Origin of the sequence: Shewanella sp. NKUCC05_KAH, from assembly GCF_019345585.1 — a bacterium.
Classification (GTDB): Bacteria; Pseudomonadota; Gammaproteobacteria; order Enterobacterales; family Shewanellaceae; genus Shewanella; species Shewanella oncorhynchi.
Window position 1 is genome coordinate 158,941 of sequence record NZ_JAHKQZ010000006.1, and the last position, 14,716, is coordinate 173,656.

Annotated in this window: 10 protein-coding genes; 3 read left to right on the plus strand and 7 right to left on the minus strand. The window is 43.4% G+C overall.

What is annotated here, in order from left to right; translation table 11 throughout:
- Positions 1-43: 43 nt before the first annotated feature.
- Entirely contained in the window at positions 44-3,166 is a 3,123-nt protein-coding gene (locus tag KO533_RS08040; RefSeq protein ID WP_219253596.1) for an NAD(P)-binding protein, read from the plus strand.
- 42 nt (positions 3,167-3,208) lie between these two features.
- Here KO533_RS08040 and KO533_RS22625 read toward each other — a convergent pair whose 3' ends face one another.
- Positions 3,209-3,427 carry a hypothetical protein gene (locus tag KO533_RS22625; protein ID WP_251073381.1) on the minus strand — a complete coding sequence of 73 codons (219 nt, stop codon included), beginning with the start codon at positions 3,425-3,427 and terminating at the stop codon, positions 3,209-3,211.
- Positions 3,428-3,609: 182 nt separating this feature from the next.
- Positions 3,610-5,283 (minus strand): diguanylate cyclase, encoded by a 1,674-nt coding sequence (locus tag KO533_RS08045; protein WP_173497072.1) that lies wholly within the window; start codon positions 5,281-5,283, stop codon positions 3,610-3,612.
- 245 nt (positions 5,284-5,528) lie between these two features.
- Between KO533_RS08045 and KO533_RS08050 the strand changes: the two genes are divergently transcribed.
- A complete protein-coding gene (locus KO533_RS08050) occupies positions 5,529-6,380 on the plus strand; it encodes a DMT family transporter (RefSeq protein ID WP_105249758.1) in 852 nt (283 codons plus the stop codon).
- A 62-nt stretch (positions 6,381-6,442) separates the two neighbouring features.
- Here KO533_RS08050 and KO533_RS08055 read toward each other — a convergent pair whose 3' ends face one another.
- The 3 genes from KO533_RS08055 to KO533_RS08065 form a co-directional block, all read right to left on the minus strand.
- Entirely contained in the window at positions 6,443-6,982 is a 540-nt protein-coding gene (locus tag KO533_RS08055) for a YfaZ family outer membrane protein (RefSeq protein ID WP_219253598.1), read from the minus strand.
- 166 nt (positions 6,983-7,148) lie between these two features.
- A complete protein-coding gene (locus tag KO533_RS08060) occupies positions 7,149-7,667 on the minus strand; it encodes a GNAT family N-acetyltransferase (protein WP_219253600.1) in 519 nt (172 codons plus the stop codon).
- Between the two features lie 91 nt (positions 7,668-7,758).
- The gene (locus KO533_RS08065) at positions 7,759-9,129 is read right to left on the minus strand and encodes a magnesium transporter (RefSeq protein WP_028760672.1); all 1,371 of its coding nucleotides are present in this window, start codon (positions 9,127-9,129) and stop codon (positions 7,759-7,761) included.
- Positions 9,130-9,280: 151 nt separating this feature from the next.
- On the opposite strand from KO533_RS08065, the gene KO533_RS08070 reads away from it, so the two are divergent.
- The gene (locus KO533_RS08070) at positions 9,281-9,766 is read left to right on the plus strand and encodes a glutathione peroxidase (RefSeq protein ID WP_028760673.1); all 486 of its coding nucleotides are present in this window, start codon (positions 9,281-9,283) and stop codon (positions 9,764-9,766) included.
- Positions 9,767-10,783: 1,017 nt separating this feature from the next.
- Here the strand turns inward: KO533_RS08070 and KO533_RS08075 are convergent.
- Complete coding sequence (locus KO533_RS08075; protein ID WP_219253602.1) at positions 10,784-12,637, minus strand: M1 family metallopeptidase; 1,854 nt, start codon at positions 12,635-12,637, stop codon at positions 10,784-10,786.
- A gap of 613 nt (positions 12,638-13,250) precedes the next feature.
- Entirely contained in the window at positions 13,251-14,222 is a 972-nt protein-coding gene (locus KO533_RS08080) for a phosphate ABC transporter substrate-binding protein PstS family protein (protein ID WP_113941039.1), read from the minus strand.
- Positions 14,223-14,716 lie beyond the last annotated feature (494 nt).

Consider the following 14,716-nt stretch of genomic DNA (forward strand, 5'->3'; position numbering starts at 1 on the left):
TCCCAAATCATTGGACTTACACTGAAATTTAAGGATGAACGCCATGGAAAAACAGCGCCCCGACTTTATTTATCCCCAAGGCAGTATGTTGATGCACTCGCCCTTAGTGCTAAATAAAGCCGATATGTACGGTTTTTTTCTTAAGGGGAAACAGGAAAACCTGCAACGATCTATTGATAAAACTCTGAATCAAGTTGCCGGCAGCGCAATGTATTTTAAGGTGCTGTCTCCCTACGTACTGACAACCTTCACTCAAATTGAAAAAGCCTACTCCGCTTATCCAAAGGACAGAGCTAAGGGCTGGATCCAAGAAACGGACATCATCACTTGGGTCATGGTCGGGCGCCAAGATAGCAGCAACAGTAAACAAATCAGCCAAGTGTATTTTCAGCCACTACATATTTGGGTGAACGATGCCATGGCCTTAATTAATGGCAGAGAACTCTTTGGTTATCCTAAATATTTATGTGAATACACTATGCCAGCGGTTGGCGAGCCTCTGACGCGATTATCCTTTGAGACCAAAAGTTTTTTACATTTCTCACCCGAAACCGAACTTGCCCTGCATCCATTAATTGAAGTGAATTGCGATGCCAAACCCGAGGCACAGCTTTCAACCCTTGAAGCGATAGCTCAAACTTGGCAACTCTTTAAAGAACAAACCGATTTTATTCCAGAACTTGACCAGCTTGGCGAAGAGCAGCTATTTCATCTGTTATTTAAACCCGCTATCGATCAAGTATTTCTAAAACAGTTCCCCGACTCGTCAGGGCAAAAAGCCATTTATCAAGCCATCGTTGCCGCGCCAGCCCAAGTGAATAAAGTGCACAGTGTTGCCCTGCTAAAAAATGATTTTGTCGCGACCATTTTTGATAATGCCAGCTTCCCGTTAAAAGATACGCTTGGGGTCGAGATTGGTGAGCAGCACGTTTTACTCCCTTACCATGTGAACTTCGATTTTGAAGTGCCGCCCGGCGAAGTATTAGTCGATAACTCCGAAATCAAAAAACAGAAAATAGCCATTCTCGGTGGCGGTGTCGCGGCAATGACAGCAGCCTGTTATCTAACCGATAAACCCGGCTGGCAGAATCAATATGAGATTGATGTCTATCAACTCGGCTGGCGTATCGGTGGTAAAGGGGCTAGTGGCCGCAATGCCGCTATGGGGCAACGCATAGAAGAACATGGTTTACACATCTGGTTTGGTTTCTATCAAAACGCGTTTGCCTTAATGCGCAAAGCGTATGAGGAATTGGATAGGCCAGCAAACGCGCCGCTTGCGACTTTTTTTGATGCCTTTAAACCCCATAACTTCATCGTCTTACAGGAAGAAGTTGATGGCCGTTCTGTAAGTTGGCCAATCACTTTCCCAATGCTACCAGGCATCCCAGGTGATGGCACCGAAACCCTCACCTTCTGGAAAGTTGTTAAAGTCGCCTTTGCGTGGATCAAAGAATGGCTCAAAGACATGGATGACCTGCTCGATGCAGATGAAAAAGCCATGGGAACACCTAAAAACTGGCTCGATAGCAGCTGGTTTGAACGTTTAAAAGATAAGCTAGAGGATTCAGTCGAAGATGCCAAAGAATCACTCGACGCGCTCGGTGACAAGCTTGAATGCCATTTTAATCAAATGATTGGCCGCGAGTGCGATGAGCATGTACACAGTGAAAGTGACGATGGTTTTGTAGAATCGGCCGTCGATGCCCTGCATCAAAGACTCGTGAAACGTTTTAGCGGACATTTAGATAATAATGACGAACTGCGCCACTTATATATAGCCGCCGATCTGGGCCTCACGATCCTCAAGGGCATGTTTGCCGACGATGTATTTGAAAAAGGCTTTGACGCCATTAATGGCTATGATTATCGCGAATGGTTAACCAAACACGGCGCCAGCCTTAAGTACACTGTCGACAGTGCGCCAGTGCGTGGTTTTTACGACTTAGTGTTTGCCTATGAGAAAGGGAACTTCGACAAACCCAATGTCGAAGCGGGCACAATTATCCGCGCTATGCTGCGTATTGCCCTGTGCTATCAGGGTGGCGTGATGTGGAAAATGCAGGCGGGCATGGGTGATGTTGTGTTTACACCTTTTTACGAAGTGCTCAAACGCCGCGGAGTCAATTTCCACTACTTCAATCGAGTTGATAATCTCGAATGTCACAATCAAAGTATTCAAGCGATTGAGATCACTGAGCAAGTAGCCATGGCGCCGACTGTCACAAACTACGATCCTTTAGTCGATGTGAAAGGTCTCGCTTGCTGGCCGAGTACGCCCAATTATGAGCAGCTTGAGCCTGAACAAGCGGCACTGCTTAAAGCCCATAATATCAATCTTGAACACTTCTGGAGCGATTGGGACAGCGTGTATGAAACTCACTTTGGCAAAGCCCTGCCGAAAAAGCGCTTAGTCAAAGGCGTAGATTTCGACAAAGTGATCTTCGGTCTATCCATAGGTTCTGTGCCCCATGTGGCGAGTGAAGTCATGGCACAAAGCCCAGCCCTCAAGCTTTGCGTTGATAAGGTGCAAACTGTCGCCACTCAAGCCTATCAACTGTGGATGAACCAAGATCTGAATGGAATAGGCTGGCCTAATTACTCTGAAGATGGCGAGGAACCCGTATTATCGGGCTTCACCGAACCCTTCGATACTTGGGCATCGATGAACCAACTGCTAGACAAAGAAGATTGGCGCGGCTTAGAACCTAAAAATGCCAGTTACTTTTGCTCGGCATTGCCTGTCGAAGCCTATCCACCAAGCTCGGATGTAGATTTCCAACAACAGAAAACCTTAGAAGCTAAAGCGGGTGCTATCCATCAACTCAATACCGAAATCCATAAACTTTGGCAAAATGTCGGTGATAGCTTCCCTTGGGAATGGTTACACGATGAACAAGGCCGTCAAGGAGTTGCCCGCTTCGATAGCCAATATTGGCGCGCAAATGTAGACCCATCCGAGCGTTATGTCTTATCGGTTAAAGACAGCTCGCAGTATCGCATCACGACAGATGGCACAGGGATAGATAACCTGTATATGACGGGCGATTGGATAAAGACAGGCCTTAATGCGGGCTGCGTCGAAGCGGCGACGATGGCGGGAATGCACACATCAAAAGCGATATCAGGTCATCCTGCGGTGATTAAGGGCGAAAAAGACTTCTAAGCTCGTCCTTAAATCTAGCTAAGTCGCAAACTTGGACACTGCTCAGTCCAAGCAAGATGAAGCTAATAAATCTAAGATAAATACATAAACGGCGCAGATAAATTCTGCGCCATTTATGTTTTCTAATGTTCTAATAATACCAATCGTATTAAATATCAGTTCATTCAGCGGGAGTTCAACGCGCTTTAGACAAGGCGAAGGCTTGAAGGCATAGTGGTGCTCTGTCGAAAGCCTTAAACGCAGTATAAAGGGCGTTGCCATGTAGTAAACATCAGCAGCCCTTGGGGAGCCTCACAGGTATCCCACTCCCGTGTTGTATTGACTTAAAAGGGAATAACCATTTCTGCGTCAATGCGCCTTGGATTGAGATGCCTGTGAGGCTCTGAACTGATTAGCTATTTAATGTGATTGGTATAAAACGATTATTTTAACTTTTTCAATAACTAGCTTAAATGTAGCCTCACATCGACACCGCGAGTATCTGCATACTCTTGACGACGCTTATCCATACGCGATTGATATAAGTGAGTGTCAGCAGAACGCAACCACTCATGGGGATCTGCGACCTCAGTGTTTAACGACATCCCAAAACTACACTGGCAATCTTTAAAACCATGGCTTGCTAATTCTTCACCTAAGCCACTCAAAGCACTCTGTAATAACGGGATACCAGCAGAAGGCGTCACAATCACAAACTCGTCACCACTAATCCGATAAACCTTCATGTGCGCTAAGTCTGTTGCTTGCAATAACTGCACTATCAACAGCAATAATCTATCGCCTTCTTGATGGCCGAGTGTTTCATTGACACTTTTCAGACTATCGATATTCAATAGTGCTAACGCCATCGGTTGCACGACTTTATCGGCAAATCCTAATTGTGAGTTCATATATTCGTCAAAGGCATAACGATTACCGACTCGCGTTAATCCATCTAAACGTGCCTTTTCCCATGCAATCGCTAACTCTTCAATATGCGCCTTACGTTCCTCAGCAAGTAATTTCAGCTTATTCGCTAACGCTAAGGACAGTAATAACGCATCAGCCGTACCGCCCATCAGAGTCGCAAGCTCTGCATGTTCAATGAAATCGGGAGTGAGCCCCATATTTCCGGGTAAAATAATCACCGCAGGCAACAGCAAGCAAGTAAAGGCAAGAATAAAATAACGCGCAGGAGCAAAGCCTTTCATCAAACACACATTACCGCAGGTAATTGCTAAAGCAATCCATAGCATGATCAGTACAGAGGCAATAATTGCCGTATAGGACAACAGCCAAATACTGGTCGGCAGAGCCACAATACAGGCAAACATTAAATACTGACTAAGACGCCACAGCCGCGGTGAGTAACTAGGCAACTGCAGGAAGTGCTTGTAAAACATGATATTAAAAATGGGCAAACTGATAAAAAACAGATGATGCAACTCGAGGTAATGGAAATTAAATAAGTGTGCGGGCAAATGGAAAGTCAGTGCCCAGCCACCAAAGTAGGCAAATACGTAAAGGCCATAGTAGAGAAAGGCTTTATCAAGAATAGAGATATAAATCAAAATATTATATAAGGCGATAAACAATAAGCCGCCCAAACACAACAGCACTGCCATTGCGAGACGATCAGACATAAGTTGATGATCCGCCACACTTTGCAATGCTATCTCAGGGGGAGATGAGTAATAACGGCTGCTCAGCTTCACTACCAGCCAATAATCCGTGCCCATATTCAAGGTGACCTTACGGCCATAATCGAATAAAAACTGGTATGGAGCACTGTAGCCACTGTGGGCATGTTGTACGCTGCCATCACTGCCGAGTATCCAATAATCTACGGATTCAATAATCGAATTACTTGCATCCACTACCCAGTTTGATTGACGTTGATTGACCATCACAGGTGTAATCATCCAATAATCGCCACCGGTTAAGCTGACCGAACTAGCTTCGTCGAGTTGCTCCATCCAATGGGGCACGGTTTCAAACCGCTCAGGAGGCTGTTGATCCGCTTTAGCATGGAACAAATACGGGGAGTCCAACGCAATTTCAGCGCTTAATACAGAGGGACTTAATGTCCACAAGAAAAGTAAAAAACACCCAAATAGAGTTTGTTTAAGTTTGTTCATCGGCTTATTTAGTTAAAGGGCCATAGATCATTTTTACAGCTATGAAGAAAATGCTAATGCTGTCAATCTTAGTCGATAGTTGGATTTGTAGGTTAACTTTATGGCTACATTTAGTTTTTTACAATCAGTTAGGCTAAATTAGTCGGATATACCATGCCTTATGATGCTATTTTAGTCTCAAAGTCCAAGCTGCGGCATGAAATTCAAGATACACCTTAATACTGACTTATTTTTGCTGGGATCCTATGCAGCCTCTATTGATGATTTTAGCCGCACAACTACTGATTGCCAGCGGTAACCTATTGGTTAAGTTGCTTGAAACCAATGCGCCTGTTTTTCAACTGGTACTCTACAGGCAATTATTTGCCACCCTGCTTGTACTGCCTTTTGTGTGGCACTTACAGGGTAATCTTAAACTGAGTCCTTTTTACAAAGTGCATCTCGCCCGCGCACTATTGATTGGACTGGGCAACGCCATTTTTATGCTTGCTATTCTGCATCTTCCGCTCGCAACAGTAACAGCAGTGATTTATACCTCACCCTTGTTACTGCTAGTACTATCGGCCATTTTTTTAAATGAACGTATTGGTTATCGACGCACGGTCGCAGGTCTTATCGGCTTTAGCGGCATTTTGCTTATCAGCCAACCAACAGAATTTAACCTGTACATAGGTTTAGCCTTTTTCGGTGCCATGACATCAGCGTTGAATAGTTTGATTTTAAAGGCCTATTCGACCCATGAACATCCTTTTTCCATGCTCTTTTGGTCTAATGCCTTTGCGATGATATTTCTGATACCTGCGACCTTATACGAAGGCGCCGAATTTAGTTTACCAGTGGCGCAAGTGGGGCTGACTTTGGGACTATTTTACATTGCCATGACCTATCTCATCATCCATGCCTATCGACGTGCCGATGCGAGCCAAATGGCACCAGTAGAATATACAGGATTGATTTTTGCAGCCTTGTTAGGCTGGTGGATACTCGATGAAGAACTCAGCCTAGTGATTTTAATCGGGATTGGATTGGTCATTTTCTCATCCATATTACCAAGCTACAGTGAGCTAAAGGCGAAATGGAAAAGCCGGCGAAGTTAACCTCGCCGGCTCTTTAATTCGACATCACGATCGCAATATAGCTAAATCAATAAGCCTTGTGCTTAGAAACGGAATTTACCGCCAATATACATACCATCTTCGAAAGTAAAATTGCGGGCATCATCGTATTCGAAGGCAATCTTGCGATAACCAACATAAAGTGCCATGTTTGGCGTTATACGGTATTGCACTTTTGAGTCTAATTCATAATGACCATCAACATTGCCAAATGACAATACAGACGGTGCATAGTAAGCCGCGGCGTGCAGTGAAATATTGGGTCCCATTGATAGTGCATAACGACCACCAACAGAAACGGCACTGCCATTGGGTGAATAGTCAGACCAAAGCTGGCTTAACTGAGCACCGACCTCAAAGTGATGCACACCCGCATCATGGGTCATGTGCATTGCACCTTGAGCGATATGGCCGCCTTCATCCGCATAGATATAACCCAAAACCGCGTTAGTATCTTTGTTCAATTGCAGTTCTAACTCAGTTGAAACCACATCGTTGTTCAACCCAAGATTAAATTCTGACGCATTCACTTGCAGCGCTGCTGCACTCAATAATAAGACACTTGCTACTCTGAACTTAGCCATAAAAAAACACCTCAATAATGACTGTGGGTAATAGCCGCGGATCATACCGAATAAATAAAGAAAATCAGCCTATTTGCGTATAAAGAGGGATTATTTGCGAGGAATATACAAATGTAAAACAAGATGAAAACACATTAAGATCTAAGTCTTTTCACTTACAACACAATTAGAACGCTGGGGTACGATCGCCAACTAAAGACTGCATTATCGCTTCAGCATCGACATTAACGCTTAAAGCCAAGTAATACCAACCCACAGTATTTCCTGTGCCACGGATACTCAAATAATTACGCCAAAACTGAAAACCTGCCTTCAATAAATTAGCTTGACTCGACGTGTTCTCGGCGCGAATTGTGGCGTATAAAATCAATATCCCTAAAGCCTTAGCCACTTCGATACGTTTTTGCGTTAAACCTTGAGCTATGCCTTGACGCCGATAATGGGGCGACACCACCAGATAACCCAATTCACCGACAGTGCCTTTATCGACAGTGCCTTTACCGGCTTTTATCGCGGCGCAACCGACAATCTCACCCTCGATAGTTTTCGCTAAGATCACCGCACGTGAATGGAAAAAGACCTGATGATCCAACGGATGAGCATTATCATCACGCCCATCAATTAATTGTGCCGCCAGTGCTAATTCTTCCGGCTTTTCACCTATAACAAACTGAATGTTATTCATATCCAGATTAAACCGTTAATGTTCCCAACATACGGTGAATGCACACCAAATTGCCGTGCATTCATCTTCCAAACTCACCCAAGAGCCCACGCTACAGATATAACAACGTCGCCATACCTAAGAAAGTAAAGAAACCCACCACATCGGTCACAGTCGTTAAGATCACTGAACCCGATAACGCCGCGTCTTGATTAAACTTCTGTAACACCATAGGCACTATCACCCCAGCTATGGCAGCAACGGCCATATTAATCAATATCGCACAGCCAATCACTATACCTATCGTCGCTTCACCGAACCACCAGCCAGAGACTAAACCTATCACTATCGCCCACAAAAATCCGTTAACTATGCCAATGCCGAGTTCGTTCTTCATTAGCGAAAACAAGTTACCCGCCGAAATCTGTCCCATGGCCATGCCGCGGATCATTAGCGTTAGAGACTGGCTCCCCGCGATACCGCCCATAGAAGCGACAATCGGCATCAACACCGCTAATGCAACCACTTGCGATAGGACATTTTCAAATAAACCAATGGTCGCTGAGGCAAGGAAAGCCGTCAGTAAATTGATCCCAAGCCATACAGCACGGCGCTGAGCACCTTTCATAATCGGGGCGAACAAGTCGTCGGATTCATCCATACCCGCTGTTGCCATCAACTGCGCCTCATAATGCTCACGCACTAATGCCGTTGCGGTTCGTAGCGTCACTCGGCCGATTAACTCTCCGGACTCATCAATCACAGGCAATTCAATTTCGCGGCTGTGCTCTATCGCTTCGGCCGCTTCCAAAAGACTCGTATCGGCGGACAACGCACGGCAGTCCTCAGACAAAAGTGAAATCAATAACTCATCGGGATTATGTTTAAAAATATCATAACGACGAACAGTACCTTGATACTTATCCAGATCATCAACGATAAACAAATTGTCGTTACAATCGAGCTCTATACGGCGAAAGAAGCGCTGCGCTTGAGCAACTGTCGCCTTATCACTGAGCACCAACATTTGATGATCGGTATAACGGCCGATTTCATTCTCAGAGTACTGATCATAAAGTTCGAATCGTTGCCGCTGACGCTCTCCCATCTGAGCCAAGGCACGATCGGTAAAACTTTCAGGAAGATAATCACTCCACTCAATTAAATCTTCTGGGCTTAATTGTGCAAATAACAGATCCACTTCATTGTCAGGCATCCGCTTCAGGATCCCCATACGTGGATCGGCACGCATTAGGCTCAGCACAGTCACTCTGTCAGCAAATTCAACTTGCTGCCAACGCTCATAACGCTCATCCAAGGGCAAGGACTCAAGCGCTAAGGCTATGGTTCCAGGTTCTGAGTCATTCAGAATTTCACTAAACACTTCAGCCTGTTCTTCGCCTTCAACTTCAGTGAGTTGTTGAACTACTTGCCCCACATCCGCTTGCATGTTTGTTTCGTATTCTGCGTCATTTTCTATCACACAGATGCCCTTTTCTTTAGCCACAAAATTGCTGTAACTATATTGATAATTAAGTAAATTAGCAAACCCACAAAATAAATTGCGCGCAATTATATTGCTGAAAACTATTTTAAGGTTTATGCTGTTTGGCTAAGATCCTACGGAGGTGAACATGACTACGAATATATACAGCCAATCAGCAACAGACATTCAAGGCAACGCGGTAAGTTTAGAGCAGTATCGAGGCAAAGTACTCTTAATCGTCAACACCGCCAGTGAATGTGGATTTACACCGCAATACAAGGGATTAGAAACGCTATATCAAGAATACAAAGATAAAGGATTAGTGATTTTGGGCTTTCCTTGCAATCAATTTGGCGCCCAAGAAAAAGCCGATGAACAAGGCATTCAAGCCTTTTGTGAATTGAATTTTGGCGTGACGTTTCCGCTATTTTCTAAAATAGAAGTGAATGGCGAACATACCCATCCACTTTATCAATACCTTAAGAAAGCCGCTCCCGGCGTATTAGGCACTCAAGGTATCAAATGGAATTTCACTAAATTTTTAGTTAATCGCCAAGGCGAAGCAATCGAAAGATTTGCATCAACGACCAAACCCGAAGCATTAGAAAGTAAAATTGCTGCTTTGCTAAAATAATTTAATCACTATCTATTTGAAATCTTGCAGTTTATAAAAATTTAGATTTATTTTAATTTTTTTATGGAACTTTAACCGTACAAGGCCCCTCAAATGTATTGAACAGTGAATGTCTTTTTCATGTTCATCATCTCCCAGGGGCTTCTAGCGCAGTCCCCTTGACCTAGGAATAGGTCATTAGGCAACCATTAGGTTGCCTTTTTTTATCCCTTCAATTTAGATGTAAAACAAATGTAACAACCAAGTTTGAGCACGCAATATCTCTCAAAAACTTTTTTTGTCTTTTTTCTGATATCGGTGAACTTAATTAAAAATGGCGACTCTGAGTATAGGTAAGGATTAACGGATAAGATTAAATGCACCTTGAGAATGAAATATGTGAAGTCGCAGTTTCATGCACTCAAATGACACAGTTTCTGTTTTATCGCATTGAGTCGAATTGGTTGGTCGTTCATCATCATCTCCCTTTTGGGACGCAATAGAAAACACGCTAGCGCACTGAATTCTATTTGTATCCCGCACTGATTTCCTTGTGGCAACCTTAGGTTGCCATTTTTTTTACTCAAATTTCAACAAGCGCTAACGCTAGCTTATAGATTAATAAACTGACACGCGTTTAATTTTTTATCACCATGATTTTAATGTAGAAAAAATGTAACACTTAAGTGTGAGTACTCAGTATTCCCCAGAAAAATGTCCCATAAAATCTTTTTTAAACTTTTTGGGATTTTTTTCTGATATCAGTGAACTTAATTAAAAATGGTGACTCTGAGTATAGGTAAGGATTAACAGATAAGATTAAATGCACCTTGAGAATGAAATATGTGAAGTCGCAGTTTCATACCCTCAAATGACACAGTTTCTGTTTTATCGCATTGAGTCGAATTGGTTGGTCGTTCATCATCATCTCCCTTTTGGGACACAATAGAAAACACGCTAGCGCATTGAATTCTATTTGTATCCCACACTGATTTCTTTGTGGCAACCAATAGGTTGCCATTTTTTTTACCTAAATTTCTATAAGCTGAGTGATTTGTCCAATTGAACTTGAATCGAAGGATGATAGCCTGCACGAGCCTTTGTATAGATGTCTTTTAATTCAGAGTGATATCCCGCAATTTGTAACTCAGCATAGAGTGGCCGCACAAATTTACCGCGTCCAATACGCACTAAATAGGCACTTAATGCCGGCAACACAGGATCATAATGATTACGAATCGCGACTCGAAACCAATCACAGGCAATTTCTGCATTAGTCGATTGGGTTAATTGGAAGGTTTCATCCAGATCCATCAATTGAACTTGACTAACGACTTCAGGTAATTGGGTCAGAAAATATTGCCAATGGTGCACTCGCCAATCTTTAACGCTTAATCGGCCCGCTGCTGTTCCCTGTAAAAAACACGCCAGCGCATCATCGACTTTATCTAAACTCATGGATGTTGGTCCGCAATAGCCCTCAGGTAAGCCTTCACCATAAATCCACGTTAATAGTTCAGCTTCAGTGATTTTATCTGCATGTAATTGCAGTAAAGTTTGTTTTGCGTACTCGACAAACACTTCGGTGGTAATGGCTTTAAACGCAAAATGATTCACATAAGTGAGTAAAAATTTATCAAATTCTACTCGCCCTAGCCTACGCTCTAAATCATGGACAAACATCGAAGCCTTATCATAAGTAAAACGATTAAAGGCAAGATTAGGATCGTCCTGCTGCACATTAGCGGGTAAAGTTTGCTTATCCTTAGGCAAAGATGCTATTTCTTCTTTTAAGCGACCAAACTCTATTACCCATTCTAATTCTGCCTGTTCTTTGCCGTAGACAGCCTCGACAATACGGTTAGTAAAATAGGTCGTGAAACCTTCGTTTAACCAGAGATCACGCCAAGTCGCATTACTGACCAAATTGCCCGTCCAAGAATGCGCTAACTCATGGGCAACGGTTGACACTAAGCTTTTATCACCAGCAATGAGTGTGGGCGTTAAAAAGGCTAAACGCGGATTTTCCATTCCACCGAATGGGAAACTCGGCGGCAAGATAATCATGTCATAGCGGCCCCATACGTAAGGACCTAACAATGACTCGGCAACATCGAGCATGTGTTCAGTATCTTCAAACTCTTTTGCGGCGGCCGCTAGCATGCTCGGCTCGGTATACACGCCGCATCTTGGACCTATCGCTTGAAAGGCAATATCACCCACAGCCAAGGCCATTAAATGGGTCGGAATAGGCTGTTCCATCTCAAAGTGAAACACACCATTAAGTGGCGTATCGGGATGATTCATCGCGCTCATAACGGCGCGCATGCCTTTGGGCACTTGCACCTTAGCATCAAAAGTGATCCGCGCCTTAGGCGTATCTTGTAATGGGATCCAACTGCGGGCATTGATCGGTTGCGATTGACTAAAGAGGTAAGGTAACTGTTTACCCGCGGTTTGCTCAGGCGCTAGCCACTGTAATCCTTGGGCGGACGGCGAGGTTTGATAGTGAATACAAACCAGCTTGCAAAGAAATGCAGGTAAAGTGATACACAATTTTTGCCCGAGTATGGGGTCAGCTTCATTAAACACAAAGTCGAGCGGTTCTTCATCCATTTCTGTTAATGCATTCACCCCCTCTGTAGCATTAAAACAAGTCACAGCGAGTATGGTTAGATCTCGACTATCAAGCCAAAGCTCTGTTACATCACACTCAAGAAAATCCAAGGACAGCGTCGCTTTAGCGAAAAGACGCTGCGCGTCAAAATCCACCATGACATCCAAAGAGACATGGGTCACTTGCACTTGTTCGGTATTCGCAAAAGAATGGTAATCTCGGGTTAAATCCCAAGGGGCTACATCAGCTAATGTACTCTTAGTTGGTTGCAACACTGTCGCCTCGATATTCAAGTTTTGAGCGGTATGTTCTAAATAGTGAGTTATGAGTTACCTTGCTGTGGTGACGGGCTTGATAACTTATCACTAATCATTGGGAGGTATTATCGACTGCAAATTTACTCAGAGGCAAATCGTAACTGAGCTCTAGAGCTCCTTAGGAACAAGTTTTTTGTAACAGTTCATCTTTGGGTGTAGGTACCGAGTTTGCAATAAGCTATCTCTAGCTTGCTGGATTTATCGGTAGTCACAGTAGAAGCAGCTAAAATTGAGACGTGCAAACTTGGCAAAAATCGAGTCAGTCTCTTTTTATAAAAACAAAATGCAAAATTATTTAAAATATTTCGCACTTTCCCTGAACTAATTTGATGATGCTGAGTCAGATATTATGAACCGAATCTTTGTAATGAGTTTCTTCGTTCATCATCATTCTCCTTTAGATGGTTTCTAGCGCGACCGTCCCAAGATTCCGAATTGGAATTTACAGCAACCTACTTAGGTTGCTTTTTTTATGTCTTTAATTTGGTCTAAACCTGACATCATCACACATTTAAAACCACAAAAACAAAAAGGACCTCCTGAGAGGTCCTTGATTAACAAGCCGTTTGGCTTACAAGCGAATACCTACTTGCTCTAAATCTTTAGCAACTACGCTATTAGGCACAGGTACATAACCGTCTTTTTCTACCACTTGCTGACCTTGCTTAGACAACACATAACGCAGGAATTCTTTTTCCATTGGTGCTAAGTCTTTGTTTGGTTGCTTGTTCACGTAAACGTATAAGTAACGTGATAGTGGGTAAGTACCATTAGCCGCGTTTTCAGCTGTAGCTTCGATAAACTCATTGCCTTTCTTAGCGATGGCAACAGCTTTAACACCTGCAGTTTTGTAACCGATACCTGAGTAGCCAATCGCATTCAGAGATTGAGAAACAGATTGCACAACAGAAGCTGAACCAGGTTGCTCGTTTACGTTAGCTTTAAAGTCACCTTTACAAAGCGCGTGCTCTTTAAAGTAACCGTAAGTGCCCGATACTGAGTTGCGACCGTAAAGTTGAACGTCTTTGGCAGACCAGTTACCGTCTAAGCCTAAATCGCCCCAACGTTGGATGTCACTGCTACCACATTTGTGAGTTGAAGAAAAAATGCCATCAACTTGCTCAACGCTTAAGCCTTTGATTGGGTTATCTTTGTGCACGAATACGGCTAAAGCATCGATAGCTACACGAATCGCAGTTGGCTTATAACCAAAATGCTTTTCGAACGCTTCAACTTCATTAGGCTTCATCTTACGGCTCATAGGACCGAACTGTGAAGTACCTTCAGTCAACGCTGGTGGCGCAGTAGAAGAACCCGCCGCTTGGATCTGAATGTTGACGTTAGGGTACATTTGTTTAAATTCTTCTGCCCAAAGTGTCATCATGTTGGCTAAGGTATCTGACCCTACAGATGATAAGTTGCCAGATACACCGCTCGCTTTTTCATAAGTAGGCAGAGATGGATCAATCGATGCCATCGCAGTGGCAGAGAATACACCAGCGGCTGTTAGAGTAATCGCGCCGACAAGCTTTTTCAGTTTCATTATGTGCTCCAGTAGTAAGCTAACTAATTTGTAACTTAAGTTTCTTCAGACGCAGCCAGTATCAATCGCTACAATGACAATTCTATGTCCGTGATATGACACTTAAATGACAATGCACTATTTATCGCTTTTTTCTGTCATTAATACCAATCACATTAAATATCTAATCAGTTCAGAGCCTCACAGGCATTTCAATCCAAGGCGCATTGACGCAGAAATGGTCATGCCATTTTAAGTCAATGCAACACCAGAGTGGGATGCCTGTGTGGCTCCCGAAGGGCGGCTGATGTTTACTACATGGCAACGCGCTTTATACTGCGTTAAAGGCTTTCGACAGAGCACCACTCTGCCTTCAAGCCTTCGCCTTGTCTAAAGCGCGTTGAATCCCCGCTGAATGAACAGATATTTAATACTATTGGTATAATAAAGACTCAATAAACCTAGAAACAAAAACAGGCCCTAATGGCCTGTTTTTAATATTTATTGTAAATATT

Excerpts from the sequence above, each read along its gene's own strand:
- KO533_RS08060 (WP_219253600.1), bottom strand. The coding sequence starts at position 7,667 with ATGAATAACATTCAGTTTGTTATAGGTGAAAAGCCGGAAGAATTAGCA.
- KO533_RS08070 (WP_028760673.1), top strand. The coding sequence starts at position 9,281 with ATGACTACGAATATATACAGCCAATCAGCAACAGACATTCAAGGCAAC.
- KO533_RS22625 (WP_251073381.1), bottom strand. The coding sequence starts at position 3,427 with ATGGCAACGCCCTTTATACTGCGTTTAAGGCTTTCGACAGAGCACCAC.
- KO533_RS08045 (WP_173497072.1), bottom strand. The coding sequence starts at position 5,283 with ATGAACAAACTTAAACAAACTCTATTTGGGTGTTTTTTACTTTTCTTG.
- KO533_RS08080 (WP_113941039.1), bottom strand. The coding sequence starts at position 14,222 with ATGAAACTGAAAAAGCTTGTCGGCGCGATTACTCTAACAGCCGCTGGT.
- KO533_RS08050 (WP_105249758.1), top strand. The coding sequence starts at position 5,529 with ATGCAGCCTCTATTGATGATTTTAGCCGCACAACTACTGATTGCCAGC.
- KO533_RS08040 (WP_219253596.1), top strand. The coding sequence starts at position 44 with ATGGAAAAACAGCGCCCCGACTTTATTTATCCCCAAGGCAGTATGTTG.
- KO533_RS08055 (WP_219253598.1), bottom strand. The coding sequence starts at position 6,982 with ATGGCTAAGTTCAGAGTAGCAAGTGTCTTATTATTGAGTGCAGCAGCG.